Source organism: Pseudarthrobacter siccitolerans (assembly GCF_030823375.1).
In the GTDB taxonomy this organism is placed as follows: domain Bacteria; phylum Actinomycetota; class Actinomycetes; order Actinomycetales; family Micrococcaceae; genus Arthrobacter; species Arthrobacter siccitolerans_A.
This window is the reverse complement of sequence record NZ_JAUSXB010000001.1, coordinates 1116345-1142482: the sequence shown is the minus strand read 5'-3', so window position 1 is coordinate 1142482 and position 26138 is coordinate 1116345. Positions and strand designations below refer to the sequence as shown.

At 66.0% G+C, this 26138-nt stretch carries 25 protein-coding genes; 14 read left to right on the top strand and 11 right to left on the bottom strand.

Annotated elements, in window-relative coordinates:
- The first annotated feature begins 119 nt into the window (after nt 1-119).
- The 4 genes from QFZ36_RS05365 (at nt 120) to QFZ36_RS05350 (ending at nt 4575) form a co-directional block, all read left to right on the top strand.
- Complete coding sequence (locus QFZ36_RS05365; protein ID WP_306634510.1) at nt 120-1769, top strand: S1C family serine protease; 1650 nt, start codon at nt 120-122, stop codon at nt 1767-1769.
- A 254-nt stretch (nt 1770-2023) separates the two neighbouring features.
- Nucleotides 2024-2824, top strand: a complete 801-nt coding sequence (locus QFZ36_RS05360; protein ID WP_306639114.1) for an electron transfer flavoprotein subunit beta/FixA family protein — start codon at nt 2024-2026, stop codon at nt 2822-2824.
- A gap of 14 nt (nt 2825-2838) precedes the next feature.
- Nucleotides 2839-3792, top strand: a complete 954-nt coding sequence (locus tag QFZ36_RS05355) for an electron transfer flavoprotein subunit alpha/FixB family protein (RefSeq protein ID WP_306634508.1) — start codon at nt 2839-2841, stop codon at nt 3790-3792.
- A 3-nt stretch (nt 3793-3795) separates the two neighbouring features.
- Nucleotides 3796-4575 carry a PIG-L deacetylase family protein gene (locus QFZ36_RS05350; RefSeq protein ID WP_306634506.1) on the top strand — a complete coding sequence of 260 codons (780 nt, stop codon included), beginning with the start codon at nt 3796-3798 and terminating at the stop codon, nt 4573-4575.
- A 96-nt stretch (nt 4576-4671) separates the two neighbouring features.
- Here the strand turns inward: QFZ36_RS05350 and QFZ36_RS05345 are convergent, their stop codons facing one another.
- From QFZ36_RS05345 to QFZ36_RS05330, 4 genes are all read right to left on the bottom strand, one after another.
- The gene (locus QFZ36_RS05345; protein ID WP_306634505.1) at nt 4672-5565 is read right to left on the bottom strand and encodes an anti-sigma factor; all 894 of its coding nucleotides are present in this window, start codon (nt 5563-5565) and stop codon (nt 4672-4674) included.
- Between the two features lies 1 nt (nt 5566).
- A complete protein-coding gene (gene sigK / locus QFZ36_RS05340; RefSeq protein WP_306634503.1) occupies nt 5567-6157 on the bottom strand; it encodes an ECF RNA polymerase sigma factor SigK in 591 nt (196 codons plus the stop codon).
- Nucleotides 6158-6415: 258 nt separating this feature from the next.
- Nucleotides 6416-6883 carry a tRNA (cytidine(34)-2'-O)-methyltransferase gene (locus tag QFZ36_RS05335; RefSeq protein WP_306634501.1) on the bottom strand — a complete coding sequence of 156 codons (468 nt, stop codon included), beginning with the start codon at nt 6881-6883 and terminating at the stop codon, nt 6416-6418.
- 22 nt (nt 6884-6905) lie between these two features.
- Nucleotides 6906-7847: a J domain-containing protein gene (locus QFZ36_RS05330; protein WP_306634498.1), complete on the bottom strand. Its 942-nt coding sequence runs from the start codon at nt 7845-7847 to the stop codon at nt 6906-6908.
- A 202-nt stretch (nt 7848-8049) separates the two neighbouring features.
- Here QFZ36_RS05330 and QFZ36_RS05325 point away from each other — a divergent pair, with 202 nt between their 5' ends.
- Nucleotides 8050-8748 (top strand): hypothetical protein, encoded by a 699-nt coding sequence (locus QFZ36_RS05325; RefSeq protein ID WP_306634497.1) that lies wholly within the window; start codon nt 8050-8052, stop codon nt 8746-8748.
- Here the strand turns inward: QFZ36_RS05325 and QFZ36_RS05320 are convergent.
- Nucleotides 8745-9167 carry a hypothetical protein gene (locus QFZ36_RS05320; RefSeq protein WP_306634495.1) on the bottom strand — a complete coding sequence of 141 codons (423 nt, stop codon included), beginning with the start codon at nt 9165-9167 and terminating at the stop codon, nt 8745-8747. The genes QFZ36_RS05325 and QFZ36_RS05320 overlap by 4 nt on opposite strands.
- Before the next feature lie 88 nt (nt 9168-9255).
- Here QFZ36_RS05320 and QFZ36_RS05315 point away from each other — a divergent pair, with 88 nt between their 5' ends.
- The 9 genes from QFZ36_RS05315 to QFZ36_RS05275 all read left to right on the top strand — a co-directional run bounded on the left by QFZ36_RS05315 (nt 9256) and on the right by QFZ36_RS05275 (nt 19866).
- Nucleotides 9256-9921, top strand: a complete 666-nt coding sequence (locus QFZ36_RS05315; RefSeq protein ID WP_306634493.1) for a helix-turn-helix transcriptional regulator — start codon at nt 9256-9258, stop codon at nt 9919-9921.
- A 31-nt stretch (nt 9922-9952) separates the two neighbouring features.
- Nucleotides 9953-11182 carry a cysteine desulfurase family protein gene (locus QFZ36_RS05310; protein ID WP_306634492.1) on the top strand — a complete coding sequence of 410 codons (1230 nt, stop codon included), beginning with the start codon at nt 9953-9955 and terminating at the stop codon, nt 11180-11182.
- 169 nt (nt 11183-11351) lie between these two features.
- Nucleotides 11352-12461 carry a tRNA 2-thiouridine(34) synthase MnmA gene (mnmA, locus tag QFZ36_RS05305; protein ID WP_373427072.1) on the top strand — a complete coding sequence of 370 codons (1110 nt, stop codon included), beginning with the start codon at nt 11352-11354 and terminating at the stop codon, nt 12459-12461.
- A gap of 249 nt (nt 12462-12710) precedes the next feature.
- Nucleotides 12711-14354 carry an ABC transporter substrate-binding protein gene (locus QFZ36_RS05300; protein ID WP_306634488.1) on the top strand — a complete coding sequence of 548 codons (1644 nt, stop codon included), beginning with the start codon at nt 12711-12713 and terminating at the stop codon, nt 14352-14354.
- A gap of 96 nt (nt 14355-14450) precedes the next feature.
- Nucleotides 14451-15533, top strand: coding sequence for an ABC transporter permease (locus QFZ36_RS05295; RefSeq protein ID WP_306634487.1), 1083 nt, complete (start codon nt 14451-14453; stop codon nt 15531-15533).
- On the top strand, nt 15533-16534 hold the full coding sequence (locus QFZ36_RS05290; RefSeq protein ID WP_306634485.1) for an ABC transporter permease: 1002 nt from the start codon (nt 15533-15535) through the stop codon (nt 16532-16534). The genes QFZ36_RS05295 and QFZ36_RS05290 overlap by 1 nt, the downstream gene beginning before the upstream one ends.
- On the top strand, nt 16531-18246 hold the full coding sequence (locus QFZ36_RS05285; RefSeq protein WP_306634484.1) for an ABC transporter ATP-binding protein: 1716 nt from the start codon (nt 16531-16533) through the stop codon (nt 18244-18246). The genes QFZ36_RS05290 and QFZ36_RS05285 overlap by 4 nt, the downstream gene beginning before the upstream one ends.
- Before the next feature lie 148 nt (nt 18247-18394).
- The gene (locus QFZ36_RS05280; RefSeq protein ID WP_306634482.1) at nt 18395-18802 is read left to right on the top strand and encodes a chorismate mutase; all 408 of its coding nucleotides are present in this window, start codon (nt 18395-18397) and stop codon (nt 18800-18802) included.
- A 59-nt stretch (nt 18803-18861) separates the two neighbouring features.
- Nucleotides 18862-19866: a hypothetical protein gene (locus tag QFZ36_RS05275; protein WP_373427071.1), complete on the top strand. Its 1005-nt coding sequence runs from the start codon at nt 18862-18864 to the stop codon at nt 19864-19866.
- A 4-nt stretch (nt 19867-19870) separates the two neighbouring features.
- Here QFZ36_RS05275 and QFZ36_RS05270 read toward each other — a convergent pair whose 3' ends face one another.
- Genes QFZ36_RS05270 through QFZ36_RS05245 form a run of 6 tightly spaced genes read right to left on the bottom strand, consistent with a single transcriptional unit; the run spans nt 19871 to nt 26092 of the window.
- Entirely contained in the window at nt 19871-20584 is a 714-nt protein-coding gene (locus QFZ36_RS05270; protein WP_306634479.1) for a DUF4166 domain-containing protein, read from the bottom strand.
- Between the two features lie 47 nt (nt 20585-20631).
- Nucleotides 20632-21924, bottom strand: coding sequence for a DUF58 domain-containing protein (locus QFZ36_RS05265; protein ID WP_306634477.1), 1293 nt, complete (start codon nt 21922-21924; stop codon nt 20632-20634).
- Nucleotides 21924-22964 carry an AAA family ATPase gene (locus tag QFZ36_RS05260; protein ID WP_306634475.1) on the bottom strand — a complete coding sequence of 347 codons (1041 nt, stop codon included), beginning with the start codon at nt 22962-22964 and terminating at the stop codon, nt 21924-21926. Before QFZ36_RS05260 ends, QFZ36_RS05265 begins: the two co-directional genes overlap by 1 nt.
- Nucleotides 22961-24178 carry a DUF4350 domain-containing protein gene (locus QFZ36_RS05255; RefSeq protein ID WP_306634474.1) on the bottom strand — a complete coding sequence of 406 codons (1218 nt, stop codon included), beginning with the start codon at nt 24176-24178 and terminating at the stop codon, nt 22961-22963. Before QFZ36_RS05255 ends, QFZ36_RS05260 begins: the two co-directional genes overlap by 4 nt.
- The gene (locus tag QFZ36_RS05250) at nt 24175-24822 is read right to left on the bottom strand and encodes a DUF4129 domain-containing protein (RefSeq protein WP_306634473.1); all 648 of its coding nucleotides are present in this window, start codon (nt 24820-24822) and stop codon (nt 24175-24177) included. Before QFZ36_RS05250 ends, QFZ36_RS05255 begins: the two co-directional genes overlap by 4 nt.
- Nucleotides 24812-26092 carry a DUF7847 domain-containing protein gene (locus tag QFZ36_RS05245; protein WP_306634472.1) on the bottom strand — a complete coding sequence of 427 codons (1281 nt, stop codon included), beginning with the start codon at nt 26090-26092 and terminating at the stop codon, nt 24812-24814. Before QFZ36_RS05245 ends, QFZ36_RS05250 begins: the two co-directional genes overlap by 11 nt.
- Nucleotides 26093-26138: the final 46 nt, after the last annotated feature.

Here is a 26138-nt window from a genome sequence, read left to right as displayed (position 1 = left end):
CGGCTACGAGGCGCAGGAAAACCGCCCCAAAGGGGATTCAGCAAGCTCTCAGCAAACATCCGAGCTTGATACAGGGAGGGAGTCCATAGTTAATTCAGACGAGGATGAAAGGAAGTCCCATGACTGAGAACCAAACCCCCGGTGCCGCACCTGAGAACCGCGGTCCGGGCCGGCAGGATCCCTGGCAGCAGCAGCAGCAGTCCGCCCAGCCCGGGAACAATCCTGAGGTTCACGATGCGGACGGCGCGGGAGCCTCGAACAGGGCGGCAGCGGCGGCCAGTGAAGCACCTGGTCCGCATCAGTACCCTACTGAACGGCTCGAGCCGCAAAACCCCACGCAGGAACTGCCCGGAGCGCGCCCGGCCTACCCGCAGCGCCAGCCGTATCCCCAGCACCAGCCGTTCTACGGACAGTCCGCCTCCGAAGAGCAGGGCGGCCAGCCCCAGGGAAATGGCCAACCACAGGGCCACTATGGCTATTACGGCCAGGGCCAGAACAACGCTCAGCATGCAGCGGCTGGCGCCCCGGTGGGCCTTGCCCACAATCCCAAGGACGCTCCGCGCAGGAAGGCATCGTTCGGCGTCGGTACCCTGGTAGCCAGTATCCTCGCCGCCGGTCTGGTGGGCGGGGCAGTAGGCACCGTTGGCTCCGGCGAACTGTTCGACAATGCAGGCTCCACCGCCATCACCAGCAGCAACAGCCAGCCCGGTACGGTCATCGTCAATAATAAGGACAACGTCAACGCCATCACCGCGGCTGCCGTGAAGGCCTCGCCCAGCGTGGTGACCATCAGCGCCACCAGCGGCAGCTCCGGCGGCACCGGTTCCGGCATCGTCCTCGACGATCAGGGACATATCCTCACCAACACGCACGTGGTCACGCTGGATGGCCAGACAGCCAACGCCTCCCTTGAAGTCCGGACCAGCGACGGAAGAGTCCTCTCCGCCAAGCTGGTGGGCACCGACCCGTTGTCCGACCTTGCGGTGATTAAAGTGGACAACGCCTCGGGCCTCACGCCTGCCACCCTCGGTGACTCCGGGAAGCTCAACGTAGGGGACACCGCGATTGCCATCGGTTCGCCGCTGGGCCTGACCGGCACCGTCACGGACGGTATCGTCTCCACGCTCAACAGGACCATCAGCGTTGCCTCCGCCGCTGCCCCTGAAGAGGGCGACAACGCAGAGGGTGACGACGAGGGCGGATTCCAGTTCGCCCCGCCGGGCGGCGGCCAGAGCCAGCAGACCACCGGCCAGGGCGAAATTGCCATCAACGTCATCCAGACCGACGCCGCCATCAACCCGGGCAACTCCGGCGGTGCCCTGGTGAACAGCAGCGGCGAGATCATCGGCGTCAACGTGGCTATCGCCTCTGCCGGATCGGGTTCCTCGTCTTCATCCAGCGGCAACATTGGTGTGGGTTTCAGCATCCCCATCAACCACGCAAAGCGGGTGGCCCAGGAAATCATCGACACCGGTAAGGCCTCGCACGCCCAGCTCGGCGTCAGCGTCAAGAAGAAGACCGCCTCCAGCGCCGCCTCCGAATTCTCGGTCGGTGCGGAAGTAGCCACCGTGGAAGCAAACTCGGCGGCCGGGAAGGCAGGGATCAAAGTAGGCGACGTGATCACGAAATTCAACGACCTCGCCATCGGCGAACCCGAGCAGCTGACGGCTGCCGTCCGGGAACAGTCCGCCGGCTCCAGCGTCAGGATCACCGTCCTGCGCAACGGCGCCGAACAAACCCTCGACGTCACGCTCGGCACCGCAAGCTAGCAGCCCGCCGCATTGCGGCAGAAACCTTAAGGAAGGCTCGACGGCGGTGCCCCCACCTTGGGCGGGGGCGCGGCCGTCGTGGTCTCCGCCGCCGTCGTAAAAGTGCTGACACTGGCGTAATGGAAGAGGGCGGAGCCCGGCGTCGATATGGTTAGCTAGGAGCTACCCGTACGCCGGGCATCCCGCGGCCATGACCTTACCCGGCTGGCTGTCCACAAGCATGGAAGGCTGCTGTCGATACAGTGGAGAAGACATTGAAGATCATCGTCCTGGTCAAGCATGTACCGGACGCCCAGTTCGACCGTCACCTCAACGGGGAGCGCTACACGACGGACCGTGACGAAAGCATCCTGTCCGAGCTGGACGAATACGCGCTGGAGGCCGCACTGCAGCTGGCCGAGGCGCGGGGCGGCAGCAAGGCAGGCAACCAGGTCATCGCCCTGAGCATGGGACCTGCCGGCGCAGTCAACGCCGTGAAGAAGTCCCTGCAGATGGGCGCCACCGAGGGTGTGCACCTGACGGATGAGGCTTTGGCAGGCTCCGACGCCGCCGCTACTTCACTGGCGCTGGCTGCTGCTGTCCAGCGCCTGGGCCAGGACGGACCGGTGGACCTGATCATCACCGGCATGGCCTCTACCGACGGCGAAACCTCCCTGGTGCCCGCGCAGCTGGCCGAGCGCCTTGGCCTTCCCCAGGTCACGTTCGCTTCTTCCCTCGACGTGGACGGCGGGCGGCTCGTGGCACGCCGGGATGCGGACACAACCTCGGAAACGGTGGAAGCCGCCCTGCCCGCTGTGGTGTCCGTGACCGACCAGATCAACGAGCCCCGGTACCCCAACTTCAAGGGCATCATCGCCGCCAAGCGTAAGAGCATCACCACCCTGTCCTTGGCCGACATTGGAGTGGACGCCGCCCAGGTGGGGCACTCCGGTTCCTGGACCACCGTGGCCAGTGCGGAGGAGCGGCCACCGCGCACCGCCGGCACCATCATCACCGACGAAGGCGACGCCGGCATCAAGCTGGTTGACTTCCTGGCCGCCCAGAAGCTGCTCTAAGAGGGATCACCGACATGGCAAAAGTACTTGTTTTTATTGACAACCCCGGCAATGCGCTCAAGAAGAGCAGCCTCGAGCTGCTGACCCTGGCCCGTTCCTTCGGCGAGAGCGTTGTGGCACTCAACGGGGAACTGCACGGGGACGTGTCCACCGCCTTCGCTGAATACGGTGTCAGCACAGTTTTCCGCCCCTCGGCGCAGGACCTGGACGACTACCTCGTGGCGCCCAAGGCCGCGTACCTCGCGGCTGCTGCGCAGAGCGCCGGGGCCACGATCGTCCTGCTCGACAACTCACCGGAGGGCAAGGAAATCGCGGCCCGGCTCGGCATCCGCCTCAACGCCGGCGTGATTACCGACGTCGTGGGCGTGGACGCTGACGGGACTGCGCACAAGTCCGTCCTTGCCGGTTCCTACAACACCGCCTGCAAGGCCAGCACCCCCGTCTCGGTGTTGACCGTCAAGGCCAACAATGTGACCCCCGAGCCGGCTGCCGCGGCCGGTACGCCGGAAACCGTTACCGTTGAGGTTCCGGCCGGCAGCACTGCTGCCGCCGCCCGGATCACGGCCCGCGAGCAGAAGGTGGCCAGTGGCCGCCCGGACCTCACCGACGCCCGCATCGTGGTGGCAGGCGGCCGCGGCTTGGGCGGCGACTTCGGACCCGTCGAGGAGCTCGCTGATGCCCTCGGAGCGGCCGTGGGAGCATCCCGTGCAGCTACCGACGCCGGCTGGATCAGCCACGATGCCCAGGTGGGCCAGACGGGTAAAACCGTGTCCCCCCAGCTCTACATCTCCGCAGGCATTTCCGGCGCCATCCAGCAAAAGGCCGGCATGCAGACCGCAAAGGTCATCGTAGCGGTGAACAAGGACGCCGAGTCACCCGTCTTCGAGATTGCGGACTTCGGCATCGTCGGGGACCTCTTCGACGTCCTTCCGCAGGCCACCGCAGAGATCAAGAAGCGTAAAGGCTGATTATTGACTGACTCAGCCAGCCAGGCGCAGAGCCCGTTCAATCCGGCCAGGGACCGGATTGGACGGGTGCTCTGTTTTGCGGCCCACCCGGACGACATCGACTTCGGCGCTGCCGGCACTATTGCCGCCTGGACCGCGGCCGGTGTCCAGGTCAGTTACTGCATCATGACCGACGGCGACGCTGGCGGCTTTGATCCGGCCCACCGGGCGGACATTATCGCCATGCGCGACGCCGAGCAGCGCCGGGCCGCCGAGCTGGTGGGAGTATCGGACATCCACTACCTCCATCAGCGTGACGGCTACCTCGAGCCCTCACATGAGGTGATGCGCGGGGTGGTGAAGCTCATCCGCGAACTGCGTCCCGACGTCGTACTGGCTATGCATCCGGAACGGAACTGGCGCCGGATCCAGAAAAGTCATCCGGACCATTTGGCGGTGGGGGAGGCCGTGACCCGGGCCGTCTACCCGGCGCTGGAAAACCCGTTCGCCTACCCGGAACTGGCCGAAGCCGGGCTGGCGGCGTACAAACTTCCCTGGCTCTGGCTTTACGCCGGGCCAGACGAGCGGGAAAACCACTTTGTTGACGTGACAGGGCACGTGGAGGCCAAACTGAAAGCCATCCACGTCCACGTCAGCCAGCATCCCGACGTGGAGGCCATGGAGGCAGCAGTGCGCAGGGGCATGCACGTCAATGCGGAACGTGCCGGACTGCCGGCGGGCCACAGTGCCGAAGCGTTCCATGTGGTAGCGGTCAACGGGCCGGGAACTATCGCCGGTTTCTGAACCGGCTGCCAACGACGACGCCCCGCGGCCTTCCTTCCGGAAGACCGCGGGGCGTCCCTTGGTCCATGCTGACCGTCCGCGGCGCGCCGTCTGCGGCTATGCGCCGAGCGGAGCAGCGGCGACGGTGGGCAGCGTGGGTGACTTGGATCCGCCAACGGGCTCCACCGTGATCCCCAGCGAGGCGGCAGAGGCGATGCCCTCCACCACGGCAGGCTTGGACAGTGCCTCGGCGTCCATCAGGCCCTGCGAGACCGGTGCCGACCCGTCCTTCGGGATCAGCCACATCTGGTAGACCTTGCCTTCGGGCGGGGCCGGAACACCGTTCATCTTGACCACCAGGGCGTCCTTGGAGGATGAGACCAGGACCGTGGCGGTGCCGCCGGCGGCCACCGGTACTGAGGCTTCGCGGACGTCATCGGCGCGGATCACCTGGTTCAGCGGGTTGTTCTGGTCCGCAATATAGGATCCGACGCCGACACCGCCCAGGGCGATCGCTGCCGCGGCCGCGATACCCGCCAGCCAGCGGCGGGTTCCGGCCGGACGCCGCCGTTCCTCCCGGCGCTGCCGGGCCTTGGCGAGCTCGTCGCCGGGGCCGTCCAGGAACGGGTCCTTTTGCGCCGGCAACGAGGAGGGGGAAGGATCTGCCGCGGCCGGCTCGGGGCCGGGGGCTTGTGACGGCAGTTGGGCCGGTAACTGGCCCGGCAGTTGGGCAGCGATCCGGTCGAAAAGACCGGCTGGTGGCTCCTCCTCCACCCTGAACGTCCGGGTGAGCGTTTCCCTGGACTGGCGTACGCGTTCGAAAAATGAGGCGCGTTCGGCTGCGGGTGCCGTTGCAAGGTACTCCTCGATGGAGCGGCGTTCCTCGTCCGTTATTGCATCCAGGGCATACAGTTCGGCAAGGTCGAGGGCGCGGCCGGAAGCCAGGTCAGCGGCGACGGTATCGCCAAAGGCGCCTGAGCGGCCTTCCCGTCCATGGTTCATTTCTGTCATGTCAACTCACCCCCAAACAGGTCTTCAAGCGGATCAGTCCGTCGCGGATGCGGGACTTTATGGTGGGAACTGCAGCGTTCAGCTGTTCGGCGACTTCCCGGTACGTCAGGCCGCCGTAGTAGGCCAGCCGGACGGATTCCTGTTGCGTCTCAGTCAGTGTTCCCAGGCACCGGACCACGGCCTCGGCTTCGAGCCTGCTTCCCACTTCGTCGGAGACGGTGTCATGGTCGATGTCCTGGGTGCTCGCCCCGTAACGGGCTTCCCGGTCCGTGGCCGACTGCGCGGACCTGACCCTGTCCACGGCGCGCCGGTGGGAAATGGTCATCAGCCAGGACAGCGGGCTGCCGGCAGCGGGATCGAAACGGCCCGCGTTTTGCCAGACCTGCAGGAAGACCTCCTGGGTGGTGTCCTCGCTGAGTTCGGCATCGATCAGGACCCTGCGCGCCATGCCATAAACCCGGCGGGACGTCAGTTGGTAAAACTCCGCAAAGGCTGCCCGGTCGCCCTGGGAAATCTGCCTCAGGAGGACTGCGAGCCGTTGACTGAGCTCTGCCGGCGTGTCTGTGACCGCGGGAGCATCGGGAGTATCCATTACTACCAAGCATAAGTGCCCAGGAGATGAATCCTCAGCGGTGCCGCGGGAGATGCCCCGGCTGGTCCTGGAATCTGCCCGAAGAAGTGTCACCTGCCGCTCCTTGATCGCTGATGGACTGTTCTCAAGAGGGATTCGGCACAGCCCGGCGCGCGGATGGGGCAAGGCTAAAGAATGTTTCGGCTGTAGAACCCCGCGCTGGTTTCGGCGTATCCGGCCCGGTAGCCAGGCGTGCCGGATCTCCCGGCTTGGGCGGGCCTAGGTCCGGGCGCCGGCGAAGCCCTGCTGGCGCCACGCTTCGTAAACGGCGATGGAGGCGGCGTTGGCCAGGTTGAGCGAGCGCAGGGCCGGCAGCATGGGCAGCCGCACGGTTGCGGTGACGTGGGGGTCCGTTTTCAGTTCCGCGGGCAGCCCCACGGATTCCCGCCCGAATATCAGCACGTCGCCGGGCTGGTAGGCGATGTCCGTATAGCTTGCTGTCCCGTCCGACGTGAAAGCATAGACACGCTCAGGCTGAAGATGCTGCCAGGCATCCTCAATGGTCCGGTGCACGGTGACGACGGCGAGGTCGTGGTAATCGAGCCCGGCGCGGCGGAGCTTCGCGTCGGAGAAGTCGAACCCCAAGGGCTCCACCAGGTGCAGCTCAGCGCCGGTGATGGCTGCCAGCCGGATGGCGTTGCCGGTATTGCCGGGGATTTCGGGTTCGTGGAAGAGGATGCGGAACACCATCCCATACTAATCAACCCGGTCAGTGCATGCCGCGCAGCAACCGGGCCAGTACCGGCACGTTGACCGTATTGGGGGCCGGCCCGGACGCCAGGAACTCCTTGACGCCCCGCACCATTCCCGCCGCATTGACGATCCGGACGGTCTCCAGCCCCCCGGAGGACCGGCGGTGGTCGTCGATCACCGGCTCGTGCAGGTTGCCGTGCGGGCTCTGGACCACGGTCCAGCCCGTGACGTTCAGTTCCGGGAAGACTTCCTGCATGGCTCGCACTATGTGCGCCAGCTGCGGCGGGGCAATGGAGCGGCCGCCGTGGTTCAGCGTCCTGCCGTCCCAGGCATAGGCTCCTTTGGGCAGCAGCATGGAGCCGATGAGCGCCAGCCGGTATCCGGACAGCACCGCATGGTCAATGTGGCTGTTGTCCGCCGGCGACTGGAGCCCGTTGATCAAGCGCGCCGCCGGAATGGCCGGCAGTACCTGGCGGGTCAGGAGCTGGACTGTCCGCATCTCGCGTTGGATCCGTGCTTCTGCCCCGAAAATGCCGCGTTTTCGCGGCATGCCGTGGACCTGCTGGCTGGCCTGCGCCATCGGAATCAAGGGAACGCCGCCGTCCGCTCCCGAACTGTAAGGCGGGACGTAGACAGGCGGGTCGCCGGCGGCGTTCCGGGTGCCGCCGGTCTTGTGCACGGTGGCCGAAGCCCTGCTGCCCGCCGGCGGTGCATCAAAGTGTGGTTCGGCATCGGCTTTGTCGGCGGTGCCTGCGGCGTAGGAGCGGTCGTACGCTCTCCGCCGCTGCGGGTCGATCAGGGTTTCATAGGCGCTGGTCACCCGGCGGAATGCGGCAGGATCCCCGCCATGGTCGGGGTGGGCCAGGCGGGCGGCGCGGCGATAGGCCACCTTGATTTCCTTCTCGGTGGCGGTGACTGCCACGCGAAGCACCTGGTAGTGGGAGTTGCTCTCGGTCAAGCACGCATCCTTCGTGTTGAAACGGCCGGTCCGCGGAGGGCAGCCCTGTTTGGCCAGCTTATCGGCCCTTGATCTGACAACGTCCGTGCCGGCGTTCCGGGTTCCCGGCCGGGGCGGGATCAGGCGGAGTTTAGACTCGTGAAAGATAACTGCCGGGCAGCGGGCAAAGAACGGCAGGTCAGGGAACACAATGGGGGAGGACATGGAAAAGCCGACGACGGCGGCACGGGCCGGCAGGGTCCGGCCAGGACAGTTGCCGCTGGCGGCAGCGGTTCTCGCCTCCGTGCTGACCGCCGGTTGCAGCGTTGGCGTTCCCGACCCTTCCGCACCTAAACCTGTGGAAACAGCCTCAGTACTTGCCACCCCCACCATCACGCCGGGCCACGATGCTGCGGCAGTGGCGGCGCAGGACTTGCCCTTCGCGTCCGGCGGCAACCTCGCCCGCGGAGTTCCGGTAGGCATCTCCGACGGGCTGAAGGACGCCCCCGGCTGGAAAATGGTCAAGGACAATGTGGCCGGCGAAAGCCAGTACCTCAAGGCGGACGGGTGCCTCGTGGCCGCAAAGGTCCGTACCAACCAGGAGGTGCTGGCACAGGGTGATGACCGCGGGTCAACACTTGCCCTCTTTCAGTACCTCGATCCCACCATCCTCCCTGAGTACCTGAAGGCCGCCACGCTGCGATGGGGCGGCGACGAATCCACTCCGGGCCACGCGGTGGAGGTGCTGGTCCTGGAAGAGGCTGCCGCGCCAGGGGGCAGGGCAGCTACGGTGCTTGCCAGGCTCTTCGCCACCTCCGGATCGTCAATCTACGTTTCTGTTTCATGCCCGGATGCGTCCGCCCTGGCCTCGGCCAGGGCGGACGCTGTGCGGTTCCTGCCGGTCCTGCCTCCTTCGGCCTAGATCCCCGACGGCCGGGCAGCAGCCTGCTGGGCGAGCCTGTTGAGCGCGAGGGCGCCAACCAGCAGCCCGAAGTCGCGCAGCGCCACGTCGAAGAAGGCTCCGAGCAACAGGAGGTTCACGATGATTCCGCACAGCCACGCTGCCACCAGGAGTGATCCGAACTTTGGCCGGACCGCCACTGCGATGCCCGCGACGACTTCCACTACGCCCACCACGTACATAAAGGTCTGGGCAGGCAAGGGCACCAGCGCCGTGGCCTGGGGCGCGAGGTACATGGTCCAGTCCGTCAGGATGTTCGTGAACTTGTCGAGCCCAAAGAGGATCGGCGCGACGGTGAAGACAGTCCGCAGCAACAGGAATGCCTGCCGGGCAGGCTCCGTGGTGGTGGTGTTGGCGCGCAGTGCTGATGTGGTTTTCACAACTGACTCCTTCTAAAAGTAGGTTCCCCCATTTTAGAAACCAGGAGGGTCTATAATCAATACATCTTGACTTTGGATTGGTGGAGCAATGGCCAGACTTCCCTGGGCGAACCGCATGGCAGCGCTTGCCTCCCTCGGCGATGAAAAGCGCCGCCAGCTTTTTGAACTCGTGGTGTCTTCCCCCGGCGCAGTGGGCCGTGACGACGTTGCGCAGCGTGCCGGAATTCCCCGGAGCACCGTTTCCTTCCACTTGGACCGCCTGGTGCAGGACGGCCTGCTGGCGGTCGAATTCCACAAGCCGCCAGGGAAAACGGGACCCGGCTCGGGGCGTCCAGCCAAGATGTACCGTCCTGTCGCCGACGAAATCGGGGCCTCCGTGCCGGACCGGAACTACGATCTTGCGGGGGAACTGATGGCCGCCGCCATCGAAAAATCCACCACTGGGGGGGAGCCTATTGACGATACGCTGCCGGCGGAGTCGTACCGCAAGGGGGAGGCCATGGCAGAGGGGGCTGCGACCCTCGAGGACTTCCTGGCCCAGGCCGGCTACCGGCCCCAACCGGACGGTGACGGCGGTTTCCTCCTGCCCAATTGCCCTTTCCACCGTCTCTCGGACAAACATCCCGGGGTGGTGTGCACCATGAACGGGGCGTTCCTGCAGGGGGCGGCAGACCGCCTGGACGCCTCCGGCGGCAGGGTGGTGCCCGCCGACGTGCCCGGCCACTGCTGCGCAAGGATCACGCCGCCCACCTGACCGGTCAGGGCACGGCGGCTAGAATTGCAGGGTGCCCGTTTACCTCGATCATGCTGCCACCACACCTCTTTCTCCGGAAGCGCTGGCTGCCCTGACGCGTGAACTTGCCCGCACCGGCAACCCCTCATCCCTTCACGGCTCGGGCCGCCGCGCCCGCCGGGCAGTGGAAGACGCCCGCGAAGCCATTGCTGCAGCGGCCGGTGCGCACCCCTCAGAAGTGATATTTACGTCCGGCGGCACTGAATCGGACAATCTCGCGGTGAAGGGGCTGTACTGGTCGCGCGTGGGCGAAAAGCCGGCGCGGCGGCGCATCCTGTGTTCCGCCGTCGAACATCATGCAGTGATGGACACAGTGGAGTGGCTGGAGCGGCACGAAGGTGCAGACGTCACCTGGCTCCCGGTGGACAGTGACGGGGCGGTGGATCTGGCCGTCCTGGAAGCTGAACTTGCCCGTGACCCGGAGTCGGTGGCGTTGGTCACCGTGATGTGGGCCAACAACGAAGTGGGGACCATCCAGCCCATCCACCGCGTGGTGGAACTTGCCCACGCGGCCGGCGTTCCCGTTCACTCGGACGCCGTGCAGGCCTTCGGCTCCGTGCCGGTGGACTTCAAGGCATCTGGCCTGGACGCCATGTCCATCTCCGGGCACAAGATCGGTGGACCCGTGGGAGTGGGTGCCCTGCTGCTGGGGAGGTCGGTCAAACTCACCCCGGTCCAGCATGGCGGCGGGCAGGAGCGCGATGTCCGCTCCGGCACGCTGGACACCGCCTCGATCGCCGCTTTTGCTGCAGCCGCGGAGAATGCAACTGCCAACCTTGCCGCGGAATCTGCCCGGATAGCCGCCCTCCGCGACCGGCTGATCGACGGCGTCCGGGAGCGGGTGCCCGAAGCCGTCCTGCGTGGCGCACCCGGGAACGGCCGGCTGCCCGGCAACGCACACTTCACCTTCCCCGGCTGCGAGGGGGACTCACTGCTCTTCCTGCTGGACCTCGCAGGAGTGGAATCGTCCACGGGGTCAGCCTGCACCGCGGGCGTCCCGCGGCCCTCCCACGTGCTGCTCGCTATGGGACTGGACGAGGAAACAGCGCGCGGAGCCCAGCGCTTCACCCTGGGGCACTCCTCCAGCGGTGAGGACGTGGACGCGCTGCTGGCCGCCCTTCCGGACGCCTATACCAGGGCCCGTCAGGCGGGAATGGCGGGCCATGAGTCTTCCATTCAAACCGCCGGCACGGTGGCCCGCCAGGGTATGGGCGGCCGCTGAGAGTGTGCTTGCGGGCAGGCCGTAGAATAGATAGGCGAAGATCGTTTCCGGAGCGTCAATTTCTCCCCGGCAGCAATTTCAGCCAGCAGATTCGGCCAGCACTGGCAGCAAGCACCGGCCAGGAGCCGGAACCATCCAACAGGAAGCCACCATGCGAGTTCTAGCAGCCATGAGCGGCGGCGTTGACTCCGCCGTTGCCGCCGCCCGCGCCGTCGAGGCGGGGCACGACGTCGTCGGCGTCCACCTGGCGCTGTCGCGCATGCCCGGTACGCTGCGCACTGGAAGCCGGGGCTGCTGCACCATCGAAGACTCGCGCGACGCCTGGCGCGCCTGCGACGTCCTGGGTATTCCTTACTATGTGTGGGATTTCTCTGAACGCTTCAAGGAAGACGTCGTCCAGGACTTCATCGACGAATACGCCGCCGGCCGCACCCCCAACCCGTGCATGCGCTGCAACGAGCGGATCAAGTTCGCCGCGTTGCTGGAAAAGGCCATCGCACTGGGCTTCGATGCCGTCTGCACCGGGCACTACGCCAAGGTCATCGAGGACGCGGACGGCAACCGGGAACTCCACCGGGCCGCGGACTGGGCCAAGGACCAGAGCTACGTGCTGGGCGTCCTGACGCACGAGCAGCTCAAGCACTCCATGTTCCCGCTTGCTGACACCCCCTCCAAGGCTGAAGTTCGTGCGGAAGCTGAGCGGCGCGGCCTGTCCGTGGCCAACAAGCCTGACAGCCACGACATCTGCTTCATCCCCGACGGTGATACCGCCGGGTGGCTCGCGGAAAAGATCGACATGACAACCGGCGACATCGTGGACGAAACCGGTGCCAAGGTGGGGGAGCATCCCGGCGCCAACGCTTTCACTGTGGGCCAGCGGCGCGGGCTGAAGCTGGGCACGCCGGCTGCTGACGGGAAGCCGCGCTTCGTCCTGGAAATCCGGCCCAAGGAAAACAAAGTGGTGGTAGGCCCCGAGGCGCTGCTCGCAATTGATGAAATCCGGGGCATCAAGGTGTCCTGGGCGGGTCTGCCCATCGCCGAGGTGGAAACCGGCCAGGACTTCGACTGCTACGCGCAAGTGCGTGCGCACGGGGATCCCGTTCCCGCGACGGCACGGATGGAACGCGGCGAACCGGACAACGGCCAGCTGGTGGTCCGCCTGACCGATCCCCTTCGTGGTGTGGCACCGGGGCAGACAGTTGTCCTCTACCAGGGCAGCCGCGTCCTGGGCCAAGCCACTATCGATGCCGCCCGTTCCCTGCAGCGCGCCGCAATCTAGGCCCGCGGCTTCCTGAACGCCGTCCCGGCCCCGCCGGGGCGGCGTTTTGTTGTCCTCGAGCCCCCTTCTGGTTGCAAGCCGCGGGCTGTACGGCCGCAAGGTAAATTTTGTGTCTCAACTCACTAAATGGGCCGCCGTGAGGGTTGACTCTCTGATTGAATCGAGGCATCAGCACAGCGTGCTCCCGCTTGGCAAAAGGTATCCAGCAGTGGCTGGCGGACACGTACTCATCGAACAGAAAGTTCACAGATGACGAAGAGCATCAAGGCACTGCACGGCGCTATCGCGCTGGCAGGCATTTCCGCGCTCGCACTGACGGCCTGCACGGGCCCGTCCGGCGGTGGCGGTGGCAGCACGGCATCGGGGAATGGAAGCAGCGGCAGCGTCATTGCGTACGGCACCACCGACAAGGTCACCGCACTGGATCCCGCGGGCTCGTACGACAACGGCTCCTTCATGGTGATGAACCAGATCTACTCCTTCCTGATGAACTCCAAGCCCGGCGGCGCAGAACCTGCGCCAGACCTGGCGGAATCTGGCTCCTTCACCAAACCCACCGAGTTCACGGTCAAGATGAAGACCGGCCTCAAATGGGCCAATGGACACGTGCTGGACTCCAAAGACGTAAAGTTCTCGTTCGACCGCCAGACCAAGATTGCCGATCCCAACGGTCCTGCATCACTGCTGACCAACATCGAGTCCATTGCCACGCCTGATGCCGGCACGGTGGTATTCACGCTTAAACAGCCAAATGACCAAACGTTCGCGCAGATCCTGCAGAGCCCGGCAGCTCCGATTGTGGACGATGAGGTCTTCCCGGCCGACAAACTTCTCGCCGACGAGGAGATTGTCAAAGCCAAGGCGTTCTACGGCCAGTACGTCATTGATTCCTACAGCAAGAACACGCTGGTGAGCCTGTCGGCCTGGCCCGATTACCAAGGTGTCCTGGGCAAGCCGGCCAACGGCGGGGCCACCATCAAGTACTACACCGACCAGACCAACATGAAGTTGGAGGTCAAGGGCGGACAGATCGATGTAGCCAACCGCAGCCTCAGCGCTACGGACATCGACGACCTCAAAAAGGACTCCAACGTCAAGGTCAATATCGGGCCCGGTGGTGAGATGCGCTACATCGTCTTCAACTTCGACACCATGCCCTTCGGCGCAAAGACGCCGGAAGCAGATCCGAAGAAGGCGCTGGCAGTCCGCCAGGCCGCAGCCAACCTTGTGGACCGCCAAGCTATTTCGGACCAGGTCTACAAGGGCACCTACCTGCCCATGTGGTCCAACGTCCCCTCGGGTTTCCTGGGTGCCAACGAGTCCTTCAAGCAGGCCTACGGGGACGGCTCGGGCAAGCCCAGCCTGGACAAGGCCAAGAAAGCCATGTCCGACGCCGGTATCACCAGCCCCGTGAATATCAAGCTGCAGTACAACCCGGACCACTACGGCAAGTCCTCAGGTGACGAGTACGCCATGGTCAAGGACCAGCTGGAGAAGAGTGGCCTCTTCACTGTGGATCTGCAGTCCACGGAGTGGGTCACGTACAACGCGGCGTCCAAGAAGGACAGCTACCCGGTCTTCCAGCTCGGCTGGTTCCCGGACTTCAGCGACCCGGACAACTACCTGACGCCGATGTTCCCGAAGGGCGGTTTTTTTAAAAACCACTACTCCAACACTGATGTGGAAGCGCTGATCGCCAAGCAGCTTGTCACCGCCGACAAATCAGAGCGTGAGAAGACCATCCAGGACGTCCAGAACCAGTTGGCCAAGGACATCTCCACGCTGCCTCTGCTGCAGGGCGCGCAGGTTGCCGTGTCCGGGACCAGCGTGAAGGGCGTGGAGTCCACGCTGGATGCATCCTTCAAGTTCCGGCTGGGCACCGTTTCCAAGTAATCAGCAACACACCAGCGTAGGAGGCGGGGCCCGAGTGGTCCTGCCTCCTACCTGTTGGCCCCCAGACTCGTCGTTTCCATATCAAGCAGGGACAGCATGGCCACAATGATCGATACGCCGCCGCCAACGGTTGCGCCAGCCAAATCAAAATCCGCGGGAGGTGGCCTTGGGAGATACATCCTGATCCGCTTCCTGCTCATTTTCCCGACAATATTCATCCTCGTCACCCTGGTTTTCTTTCTGATGCGGATCACCGGCGATCCCATCACTGCAGCCCAGGGCGGACGCCTTCCCCAGGAGCAGATTGACGCGCTGATTCACCAGGCCGGCTACGACCGGAACCTCTTCATTCAGTACATCGAGTACCTCGGCCACATCGCCACGGGCAACTTTGGCAGGACCATCTCAGACGGGCGGCCCGTCATTGAGATGCTGGCTACTTTCGGCGCAGCCACGCTGGAACTGAGCGTTAACGCCTTATTGGTGGCGCTGCTCGTGGGAATTCCGCTGGGGATGTTCGCCGCGCACAAACGCGACAAGGTTCCCGACGCCTTCCTGCGGCTGTTCGCGATCCTCTCCTATGCCACCCCCGTTTTCTTCGCGGGCCTGCTGCTGAAGCTGATTTTTTCCGTGGGCCTGGGCTGGTTCCCGGTTGCGGGCCGCGCTTCCACCACAACGGAACTGGCAATGGGCAGGCTGGCAGCGCCCACCGGCATCTACTGGCTGGACGCCCTGCGCAGCAGCGATCTGGCGGCGTTTGGCGATATTGTCCATCACGCAGTCCTGCCCGCCGTCGCGCTGGGTTTGCTCACAGCCGGCGTCTTCCTGCGCCTGGTCCGCACTAACGTGATCGGCACCCTGGGCAAGGATTATGTTGAGGCAGGCCGGTCCCGCGGAGTCAGCGAATACCGGCTTGTCACCAAGCACGCCTATAAGCCGGCCCTGATCCCCATCATCACCGTCATGGGTTTGCAGATCGCGCTCATGCTCGGCGGCGCAGTGCTGACCGAGACCACTTTTGAATGGAAAGGCCTCGGGTATCAACTGGCGCAGTACCTCACGGCGCGGGACTTTGTGGCCGTCCAGGGCATAGTGATGCTGCTGGCTGTCATTGTGGCGGTCACCAATTTCGTGGTGGATATTGCCGCCGCCCTGATCGATCCGCGGGTGAGATACTGATGAAGACGGAAGCCCTGCCCCATCCCAAGAAGCCATTGCTTGACCGGCTGCCGGTCGCGTCCCACATCCGCCAAAGCGTTGGTTTGCAGCGCACGATGCTACTCATCGGCGTCGTGCTGTGCGTCATTTTTGTGGTGGCCGCAATATTTGCGCCGCTGCTGGCACCCTACGGATACTCCCAGATTTCCGATGACGCCGGCTCGTTCCCGGCCCAAGCCGAACCCGGCGGCAAGCATCCCTGGGGCACAACTGTTGGCGGCTATGACGTCCTGTCGCGCGTGATCTGGGGATCGCAGACAGCAGCGGCCGTGCTGGTGGCTGCCGTGTTGATGTCCATCTTCCTCGGGGTATTCCTCGGACTCATCAGCGGCTATGTTGGCGGCTGGCTGGACCGGATCCTGGTGGTGATCGCAGACGCCATTTACGCATTCCCCACGCTCCTTGTGGCGATCGTTATGTCCATCGCCATCAACAAGGGCCAGTCCGGTTTCTGGGGCGGAATCCTCGCCTGCGGGCTGGCGATCACGGCAGTGTTTGTCCCACAGTATTTCCGGGTGATCCGTGCTGAAACAATTCGGCTTAAGGCCGAGCCCTTCGTTGAATCAGCCCAGGTTGTTGGCGCCTCCAGTGCAAGGATCATTGGCCGGCATATCTTCGCCAACGCCACCAGGACCCTGCCTCTGATCTTCACGCTCAACGCCTCCGAGGCCATCCTCACCCTTGCCGGCCTGGGCTTCCTGGGCTTTGGCATCGAGCCAAGCTCCGCAGCCGAATGGGGATTTGACCTGAACAAGGCACTGTCCGATGCATCCTCCGGTATCTGGTGGACCGGCGTGTTCCCCGGCTTAGCCATTGTGCTGACGGTGGTGGGGCTGACCCTGATGGGCGAGAGCATCAACGACCTGAACGATCCGCGGCTCCGTGGCCGCAAACGCGCCGGCGGCAGCTCCGCGGCGTCCGTGGCTACAGCGGCCATCGCAGCAGATGTGAGGAACTCATGACCGTCAACATCGATCCACCGCCGGGACAAGGGGCCGGCGCCGGCCATCCCGTTCTCGACATCGACCACCTCAAGGTCACATTCGCTACCGATTCAGGTGATGTCCACGCAGTGAAGGATGTCAGCCTCGAAGTCAGGAAGGGCGAAGTGCTGGCGATCGTGGGGGAGTCGGGGTCCGGCAAAACGGTCACCGCCAAAACCATCCTGGGCCTGCTTCCCGAGACCGCCACCAGTTCGGGCACAGTGCTGATTAACGGGGCCAACGTGATCAGCGTCAGCGCCGCGCGGCTGCGCCAGATCCGCGGCCGCGACGTGGCCATGGTGTTCCAGGAACCGTCCACGGCACTGAACCCGGTGTTCACTGTGGGCTGGCAGATCGCCGAAGGCATCCGGGCCCATGCGGGCAGCGGCGGTGGAAAGAGGGTTTCGGGCAAGGAAGCGAAATCCCGCGCCATCGAAGCGCTCCGCAAAGTAGGCATCCCCGATCCCGAGCACCGCGTCAACTACTATCCCCACCAGTTCTCCGGCGGCCAGAAGCAGCGGGTGGTCATCGCAGCGGCACTGGCACTGAATCCCGGCCTGATCGTGGCGGACGAACCCACCACCGCCCTGGATGTCACAGTCCAGGCCGAGATCCTGGAGCTGCTCCGCGACCTGCGCGACAAGTATGGCACGTCCATTGTGCTGATCACGCACAACATGGGCGTGGTGGCCGACCTCGCCGACCGTGTGGTGGTGATGTACCAGGGCGACGTGGTGGAGGAAGCGCCGGCGCGGAGGCTGTTTGCTGAACCGCGGCAGGACTACACGCGCAAGCTCCTCGCCGCGGTGCCGCACCTGGGGCACAATTCTGCGTCCGAGGGACTGACCAGCCGGGCCCACCAGGACGAGGAGATCCTCGTGGAAGCCAACAACCTGACCATCGAGTATCCCGGCAGGCTGGGAACACCGGCCTTCAAGGCCGTGGACGGAGTGAGTTTCACCGTGTCCCGGGGAGAGGTCTTCGGCCTGGTAGGGGAATCCGGGTCCGGAAAGACCACCATCGGACGGGCCATCGCCGGGCTGAACAGGACCACGGGCGGCAGCCTCCGGGTGCTGGGGTACGAAATGCTCAACCTGAAGGAGCGGACCTTCAAACCGCTCCGCAAGGACATCGGCTTCGTCTTCCAGGACCCCGCCGCCTCCTTCAACCCGCAACTGACTATCGGAGAATGCATTGCCGAACCCATGGTGATTCACACCAAGCCGAGCCCGGCGCAGGCCCGCAAACGCGTTGGTGAGCTCCTCGAGTCAGTCCAGCTGCCGGCGTCGTACGCAAGACGCTACCCGCACGAACTGTCCGGCGGGCAGCGCCAACGGGCCTCATTGGCACGGGCCCTGAGCCTTAATCCGCGTCTGCTGATAGCTGACGAGCCGACGTCGGCACTGGACGTTTCGGTGCAGGCGAAGGTTCTGGAGCTGTTCAGGGACATCCAGCAGGAGTTCGGCTTCGCCTGCCTGTTCATCAGCCATGACCTTGCAGTGGTGGACATCCTGTCCCAGTGGGTGGGCGTGCTGTACAAGGGCAGGCTGGTGGAACAGGGCATCGGCAGCCAGGTCATGGGAAACCCGCAGCACGACTATACGCGGCGGCTGATTGCCTCCCTGCCGGTACCCGACCCCCAGGAACAGGCGCGGCGGCGGGAAGAAAACAGGGCACTGCTCGGTATCTGACGGACCACTGGCCCACGAGCCAAGGCCCGCTGCGCCACGCGGGCAGCGGGCCTTGGGGCTGGCCCGAAGCCAGCGCCGGTGCCGGCGCAATGCCGGCACCGGCGCTTAACAGCCGGTTGATTCCTTCGGCTGCCCATAGACTTGAACCATGACGCAGCACAACCTTCACGCTCCTGGCTCCGACGACTACGATCCCTCAGCCAGCTCCCTGGCCGGCCAGGTGGACCAGTCGGTGATGGCTGAACTGCTGTCCATCCGTTCCAGCATCGACAACATCGACGCCACGCTGGTCTACCTCCTGGCCGAGCGCTTCAAGGCAACCCAGAAAGTGGGCTTCCTCAAGGCTGCCCACCGGCTCCCCGCCGGCGACCCCGGCCGCGAGGCGGCGCAGATCGCCAGGCTCCGCAAGCTGGCCGAAGACGCACACCTTGACCCCGCATTCGCGGAAAAGTTCCTGAATTTCATCATCGGCGAGGTCATCCGGCATCACGAGGCAATCGCCGAAGACCACCAGGCAGCCTCGGGACAGCACCCCCAGGCATCAGCCCTCGCGTGACCGGCGAACGGCACGAACCCGGCCCTGCAACCGGCGCGGGTGCGGCACCGCCGCAGGAAGTGACGGCCACCGGCCTGGGCCCCTGGCCGGGGGAAGACCCGGTGGAAGCAGCCAAAATTATCCGGGGTGAGCTGGGCAGCCCGCACCTTCCGTTCCTTGCCGAACTGCCGGACCGGGGCGTCGGCTCAGACGCCCTGGGACGCACCGCCGCCATGCTGGAAGAACTTGCCGTTGACGTGCAGCCCTACGGTTGGCGCCTCGTGGACCGGCCCGGGAAGGACTTCCGGCGCGCTGCCTCCGCCCTGGCCACCGACATCAACATCCTCGCCGATGTAGCCGGTGCCGAGGACAATCCCGCTGCCGAGTTCAAAGTGCAGCTGGTGGGACCGCTCAGCCTGGCGGCCGGCCTGCACCTGCACAACGGCGAGCGTGCCCTGATCGACTACGGTGCCCGGCGGGACCTTGCCGCCTCACTCGCTGCCGGCGTGGGCCGCTACCTCTCCCGGGTGGCGGCAGCCGTTCCCGGTGCCCGGCTGGTGGCCCAGATCGATGAGCCCGATGTCGCGGCAGTACTGGCCGGCACGATCCCCACCGCCAGCGGCTACCGCACCCTGCGGGCGGTCCCCTCCTCCGAAGCGCGGGAATCCTGGCGGGTGGTGCTGGACGCTTTGCGCGCGGCCGGTGCCGCGGAGATCGTGATCTCCGTTCCCGAGGTCGAGGCCCCGTTCGAACAGATCCTGGCCGCCGGAGCGGACGGTATTGCTGTTCCGCTGAGGGCTTTGACTTCCCGCCAGTGGGAGCAGCTGGCGGGAGCGGCGGAGGCAGGCAAGCGGCTCTGGATCGGTGTGTTGGATGCCGCAGGGGAGTCGCTGCCCAAAGTCCCTGGCTGTGTTGACGCCGTGTGGCGCCCGTGGCGGCAGCTGGGCCTGTCCCCTGAGGGGCTAAGCACCGTGCGGGTTACGCCCTCGTCGGGACTCGCCGGCCGTACACCGGGACAAGCCACGGCGGTCCTTGGCCGGCTCACCCAAGTAGCGGACGGGCTGAACCAGCTGGCGCAGGGCTAGGACGTCAGACCCGGTTTTCCCAGCGGTCCGGCTGGGCGTAGCGCGGCAGGAAGCTCTGCGCGGAGCTTCCTCCGGTGTAGGGGCGCAGCCGGTAGTCAAAGCTGCCCGCATAGACCAGGACCAGGCCGATCTGGGGCTGGATCACCTTGACCTGGATGCGGTGCCTGCCGTTGCTTCCTTCGGCCGGGTCCCACCACTGCTCCGCATAGGCTTTCGCATCCAGTGCGGCGGGAAGCGGAATGCGGAGGCGGCCAAGAAACAGCCTCGAGGCTTCCGACACCCCGCGAAGCCGTCCCTCCGCCGTGACGCTCAGGTTCAGGTCCGTCACCAGGCGCCGGTACCGGCCAACATAATCAACCAGCTGGTGTGCCCCGTTCCGGCGGGCCCCGCTGGTGGTGTCCTGGAAGATCCGCGTGCGCCCGGGAAACCGGATTTCGCGGCGGGCCGTCAGGCTGGACCGGCCAAAGGGATCCTGGTGTGCGTGGTTCTCGATCCGGAACGGGATGTTCTCCCCGTACTCGGGAAAGAAGGCTTCCTCACCGCCGGTGAGCCGCAGCAGGGGACGCAGCCAGTCCTGCCGGCAGCCCACCACATCGAAGGTCCCTTCGCCCACACCGTACTGGCCGGAGCCCGGGGCGAGCGAAAAGTACTCCTGCAGTTCGGGCTGCAACCGGCCGTAGTCCGGTCCGAGGACCTGCTGGTATATGGGAATGTTCATGGAGGAACCTCCTCGTGACGCGGGCGGACAGGGGGCTTGCCGGACGTTCACAATCTACCTGCCGCCTTGAGCCTGATGTACATGTCGGCCAGCCGGGGCGGCAGTTCCTGCGGCTCTGCGTCCACCACCTCCACACCTTGCCGGCGAAGCTCTGCCGTCACTGCTGCCCGCTGCAGGAGCGAGCGTTCGGCGGCGGCTGCCCGGAAGACGCCGGCGGCACTGTCACGCTCCTGCAGCATCAGGCCGAGCTGGGGGTCCCGCACCGCTGCCACCACCACAACATGCTGATGGGCCAGTTGTGCAGCGGTGGGAATCAGGCCTTCCTCGGGTGCGCCGCCGTCCAGTGAGGTCAGCAGCACCACCAGGGACCGGTGCGCGGATACGGCGCGTACCTGCGCCGGGATTGCCTGCCAGTCCAGTTCGATGAGTTCGGCTTCCAGCGGCGCCATGGCCTGGACCAGTTGGCCCAGGAGGTTGCCCTGACCCGCTGATCCGGCCCTGGCCCGGGTGCGCCGGTCGAACGCCAGGAAATCAACCCTGTCCCCGCCCCGTTCGGCGAGGACACCCAGGAGCAGGGCGGCTTCCATGCCGGTGTCCAGCCGTGGCTCGTCGCCGATCCTCGCTGCGGATGTCCGCGATGTATCCAGGAGCATCACAACGCGGCGGTCGCGTTCCGGCCGCCAGGTGCGCACCACCACCGCGGAGCGCCGTGCTGTTGCACGCCAGTCGATGGACCGGACGTCGTCGCCGCGGACGTAGTCACGCAGGGAGTCGAATTCCGTGCCGGCACCCCTGATCTGCACTGCAGCCTTGCCGTCCAGTTCGCGGAGCTTCCGCAGCTTGGAGGGCAGGTGCCGCCGGGAATGGAAGGGAGGGAGGACCCGCAACAGCCCGGGGCAGTCGATGGTCCGCTGGCGGGCCGCCAGCAGCAGCGGTCCGAAGCTTCGCACAGTGATATGCGGTGCCTTGAGGTCTCCACGCCGGATCGGCCGCAGGCGCACGGTTACCCGGCGGCTTTCATCGGCCGGAACGTCAAGATCCTGTACCGGATGCCGGGCTCCTGCAGAGGGCTGCCAGGCATCGCGGAGCGTTCCGCGCAGCCGCCGGCCGCCGTCGTTGGTCACGGTGAGTACGGACTCGGCGGTCCCATGCAAAGTCACGTTGCCAAGCTCCCGGCGCACGATGCGGATCCGGCGCGGGGAACCGGCCAGGACCAGGTCAACGGCCGCCAGGGCCGCCAGGCCGCCGGCCACGAGGAAGAATGTACCCCAGCCGGGCAGCAGCAGGACCGGTACCAGGCCCACCAGGACCAGCAGCACGAAACGCCCGGAGATGGCCATCAGCGCGGCACTGGAACTGAAGCCAGGATGCTGCCCAGCACGTCATCCACCCGGACCCCGTCCATCTGTGCTTCCGGCTGCAACGTCACCCGGTGCCGCAGGCAGGGCAGCGCCAGGGCCTTGACGTCGTCAGGGGTGACAAAGCTCCGTCCCGACAGCCAGGCCCAGGCACGGGACGTGTTCAGCAGGGCCGTGGCACCGCGGGGCGAAACCCCAAGCTGGAACGACGGCGCCGAACGGGTGGCCCGCACCAGGTCCACGATGTAGGCGATGATCTCGGGTTCCACTGCCACAGTGGCCACCGCCTGCCGCGCGCGCTCGAGATCGGCGGCGCCCGCCACGGCCCGGACGCCGGCGCCTGCCAGGTCGCGGGGATCAAAGCCAGCGGCGTGCCGCCGGATGACCTCGATCTCGTCGTGGCGCTCCGGCAGCGGCATGGTGAGCTTCAGCAGGAACCGGTCCAGCTGTGCCTCGGGAAGCGGATAGGTGCCCTCGTACTCCACCGGGTTCTGGGTGGCGGCCACGAGAAACGGCGAGGGCAGCGGGCGGGAGGTGCCGTCCACGGAGACCTGCCGCTCCTCCATGGCCTCAAGCAGTGATGCCTGCGTCTTGGGCGGTGTGCGGTTGATTTCGTCGGCCAGCAGGAGATTGGTGAACACGGGACCCTCCCGGAACGAGAATTCCGAGGTGTGCGAGTCGTAGACCAGGGATCCGGTGACGTCGCCCGGCATCAGGTCGGGGGTGAACTGCACCCTCTTGGTGTCCAGGCTCAGGGCGGCGGACAATGAGCGCACCAGCAGGGTCTTGGCCACTCCGGGCACACCTTCCAGCAGCACATGCCCCTGCGACAGCAGGGCGATCAGCATGCCCGTGACCGTGGCGTCCTGACCCACCACTGCTTTGGCCACCTCATGGCGCACATCCAGGAGGGCCTGCCGGGCTGAAGCATGCCCAGCCGGCGCATGCCCGTTCGAATTGTGCCCAGTGGAATCGTGTCCAGTGGAATCAAGGACCCGGGGGCCGCTGCCTTGTTCGCTCATCGGCTACTGACCTCTTTCTCTAGGGTGTTCAGTTCCCGCGCCCAGGTCACCAGCCGTGCCTCGGTGCGCGGATGTTCTTCAAGGAGCTGCTTGATGTCATGGGAGGGGCGGGCCAGAAACCGGGCCACCGCCTCCGCAGCTTCATCGGCGGTGGCGGCCGGGCCAAGGCGGAGTTTCGCTGCCAGCCGCACCAGTGTCCCGGCCCGCAGGTTGTCCCGCGCCCGATCGATGGCGTGCGCATCCTGATACAGGCGGGCCCGTCCCTCCGCTGTTTCCACTGCCTTGACCACCACGGGCAGGGGCTCGAAGACCAGCGGCCCATGCCGCCGGCCCCGCCACAGGATGGCCGCCAGTGCCACCAGGGCAAGCCAGGGCCCAATGAAGCGCGACCAGTCCGGTGCGAGCTCGTCGAGTGTTTGGGGGGAACCCGTGGTGTCCATGTCCGCAACGGACGGCAGGTACCAGATCAGGTCCGCCGAGCTGCCGAGCGTCCGGATCGCGAGGGCCGCGTTGCCGAGTTGGTCGAGTCCTTCGTTGCTGAGCACCGCGGTACTGCCCAGTACGGTGACGCGGCCATCGCCGCTGATGGCCAGCAGCCCGGCGGCGGAGCCGGCGGGCCGGTAACAGGACGTCCCGCCTTCGTACACGAAGCCCGACTCCCCGGTGACCTGGCCGGCAGCCGCGGCGTCCGGCAGGGAACAGCCGGGCTCCAATACCGGCGATGACTCGGGCACCGCACCTGCCTGCCTGATACCGCTGTCCAGCATGGCAAGAGTCTGCAGCCTGGGCGCAATCACCACCACCCGGCCGGCCGCGTCTGCCAGCTCGAGCAGCCGGGCGTCATCGAGGAACCCGTCCCTGTCGTAGAGCAGGAGGGTGGGGGAGTCGCTGTCCGCCAAGCCGGCCATGGCTGCCTCAAAGCTTGTGGCGTCGGTGACCTTAACGCCGTGGCGGCCGAGGATCTCGCTGACTGCCCGTGCCCCCTCCGGCTCCGGGTTGTGGACTGACAGGGGAAGGCCGTCCCCCTTGGGAGCCAGTTGCCCCCAGACGACCAGGCCCAACGCGGCGGCAACCACGGCCGCCAGGGCCGCCATGCCGCGGTGCCGCCGGAGCCAGCGGAACGGCTTTCCTCCAGCCGCAGTCAGGGAGTCCGCGCCGGTGTTTTTGCCTCCCCGGGTTTCCGGTACTGCTACTTCCTGAACCGCTTCGGTCATGGCAGCACCGCCGCGTCCTGCGCCGCATCGTGCCGTAAGGGTTTGCGGGCCTCGAGATCGGTGTCGAGCCTTGTCATGGCCTTATAGTCAAGGCTGCCGGCCGCCCAGTTTCCGTAGCGGACTGCGTCGAAGGTCCTGGCCGCTTCATCCAGGCTCGCTGCTTCCGCAGGGAAGGGCCGGGACAGGGCCAGGGCGGCTTCGTCCGCGGTCCGGCCCGGCTGGGGTTCCAGCACGATGCGGTCTTCGGCCGAACGGACCAGTGCGCGGAAGCGGTCGACGACGGCGTCCCCCCACTTCCCGGCCGCAGCAGCAGCTTCTGCGCGCTGCCGGTAACCGGGGGCAGTGAGTGCGCTGTCCGGCTCGAAGACTTCCTTTGCCTGCCGGGCTTTGGGGTTCAGGCGGGGCCGGGCCAGGATTACGGCAACGGCAATGACCAGGGCGATGACAATCCCAATGACAGGGCTCGGCACCGGCGCATCGCTTCCCGGTGGCCCGTCCAGGGACCGCAGCCAGTCGAGGAAACCGCGCCACAGCGAGTCGAGCCAGCCAGGCTCAGCTTCCCGGTATTCGGATTTGGCCAGTTCCTCTGCGGCCCAGCGGCGGGCTTCCTCCGCTGTGGGCAGCAGAGGAGACTCAGCGGACATCCGGCCAAACCCCGGCCTGGCCGGTTCCGGGAACCGTTCCCGGCCCCGTTGCAGCAATGCTGCGGCCCGGTATGCCGTCCGGATCCGCCCCGGTTTCCAGCTGGCGGAGCAGTGCGATGTCCAGGCCGTCCTTGCGCATCCGGAGATCCATGTAGATCAAGGCCATCACCGACGTCTGGAAGGCGTAGCCCACGGCCCCTACCAGGGCACCCACGATGGCAGTGGCCACCCCTACAGCAACCGCCACCGTGATGTCCTGCTCACTGCCCGCGTGCGGTGAGAGGAAACCGGAGAGGAACGTGGGCAGCAGGCTCACCGGGATCATGACCACCTGCCCGATGATGCCCACCAGGATGCTGACCACCAGGGTGATCCCGAAGATCCGCCACCAGTTGGCGCGGGTCAGCGACCACGATCGTCGCAAGGCCTCAAGCGCCCCCAGCTCTTCGATGACGACGGCGGCCGGCGCCACCATCAGCTTGATATAGATCCAGGTGAGCAAGGCAACAACAGCGGGAATCAGGGGGATGAGGAGCAGGATCCCCGCACGTTCCATGGTGGAGATCACCGCGACGGCCACGCCTGCGGGCAGTATGAACGCGAGCAGGCCGGCCAGCATCATCAACGCGGCCAGGCGGACCAGCGTCCAGGCCCGGGAACGGGCCAGGATCCACATCTGCCGGAATCCAGTGGGGCGGTTGAGGATGGATCGGGCCACCGGCACCACCATGGCTCCCTGGAGGACAGCCGAGATGAAGAGGGTCAGGATTGCAACCAGCAGGACGGCGGCCAGGAATCCGAAGCCGAGTGAGGCGAAGTCAGCCGGGGTGGCGCTTTCTGCCCAGGCTTCGATGGAGACCATCGATGTTGCCGTCACGACCGTGATCACAGCGGCAAGGATCGCAGCGAACGACTGGGCGAGGAGGGAAGCGCCGAGCATGGCTTTGGCGTTCCGCCGGATTGTCTGGAAGGAGCCGTCCAGGATCTCACCGAACATCAGGGGCCGAAGCGGGACGATTCCCGGTTTAGGCGGCGCCACGTAGCGGGGCTGGCCGTAGGGGGAGCCCGGGTAGGGAGGCTGGGGTGAACGCCAGGGCTGCTGCCCTTGCTGCTGTCCCCATGCAGGTTGCTGGCCCCATCCAGGCTGCTGGCCCCACTGTGGCTGTTGACCCCATGCAGGTTGCTGGCCTGGCCCGGGCGGCTGGCCCCTCTGGGGCTGCTGCCCGCCCGGGCCCTGGGGCCGCTCCGCGCCCGGATCCTGTTCTGACACCCGTGTTCCTTCCCGCTGTACCAGTGCCTCTGAAGCCAGGCCCGGC

What these genes read in the sequence shown, in the direction of transcription:
- QFZ36_RS05355 (WP_306634508.1), top strand. Translation starts at nt 2,839, where the DNA reads ATGGCAAAAGTACTTGTTTTTATTGACAACCCCGGCAATGCGCTCAAG.
- QFZ36_RS05300 (WP_306634488.1), top strand. Translation starts at nt 12,711, where the DNA reads ATGACGAAGAGCATCAAGGCACTGCACGGCGCTATCGCGCTGGCAGGC.
- sigK (WP_306634503.1), bottom strand. Translation starts at nt 6,157, where the DNA reads ATGGATACTCCCGATGCTCCCGCGGTCACAGACACGCCGGCAGAGCTC.
- QFZ36_RS05280 (WP_306634482.1), top strand. Translation starts at nt 18,395, where the DNA reads ATGACGCAGCACAACCTTCACGCTCCTGGCTCCGACGACTACGATCCC.
- QFZ36_RS05290 (WP_306634485.1), top strand. Translation starts at nt 15,533, where the DNA reads ATGAAGACGGAAGCCCTGCCCCATCCCAAGAAGCCATTGCTTGACCGG.
- QFZ36_RS05265 (WP_306634477.1), bottom strand. Translation starts at nt 21,924, where the DNA reads ATGGCCATCTCCGGGCGTTTCGTGCTGCTGGTCCTGGTGGGCCTGGTA.
- QFZ36_RS05365 (WP_306634510.1), top strand. Translation starts at nt 120, where the DNA reads ATGACTGAGAACCAAACCCCCGGTGCCGCACCTGAGAACCGCGGTCCG.
- mnmA (WP_373427072.1), top strand. Translation starts at nt 11,352, where the DNA reads ATGAGCGGCGGCGTTGACTCCGCCGTTGCCGCCGCCCGCGCCGTCGAG.
- QFZ36_RS05250 (WP_306634473.1), bottom strand. Translation starts at nt 24,822, where the DNA reads ATGTCCGCTGAGTCTCCTCTGCTGCCCACAGCGGAGGAAGCCCGCCGC.
- QFZ36_RS05345 (WP_306634505.1), bottom strand. Translation starts at nt 5,565, where the DNA reads ATGACAGAAATGAACCATGGACGGGAAGGCCGCTCAGGCGCCTTTGGC.
- QFZ36_RS05325 (WP_306634497.1), top strand. Translation starts at nt 8,050, where the DNA reads ATGGAAAAGCCGACGACGGCGGCACGGGCCGGCAGGGTCCGGCCAGGA.
- QFZ36_RS05260 (WP_306634475.1), bottom strand. Translation starts at nt 22,964, where the DNA reads ATGAGCGAACAAGGCAGCGGCCCCCGGGTCCTTGATTCCACTGGACAC.
- QFZ36_RS05295 (WP_306634487.1), top strand. Translation starts at nt 14,451, where the DNA reads ATGGCCACAATGATCGATACGCCGCCGCCAACGGTTGCGCCAGCCAAA.
- QFZ36_RS05315 (WP_306634493.1), top strand. Translation starts at nt 9,256, where the DNA reads ATGGCCAGACTTCCCTGGGCGAACCGCATGGCAGCGCTTGCCTCCCTC.
- QFZ36_RS05255 (WP_306634474.1), bottom strand. Translation starts at nt 24,178, where the DNA reads ATGACCGAAGCGGTTCAGGAAGTAGCAGTACCGGAAACCCGGGGAGGC.
- QFZ36_RS05270 (WP_306634479.1), bottom strand. Translation starts at nt 20,584, where the DNA reads ATGAACATTCCCATATACCAGCAGGTCCTCGGACCGGACTACGGCCGG.
- QFZ36_RS05285 (WP_306634484.1), top strand. Translation starts at nt 16,531, where the DNA reads ATGACCGTCAACATCGATCCACCGCCGGGACAAGGGGCCGGCGCCGGC.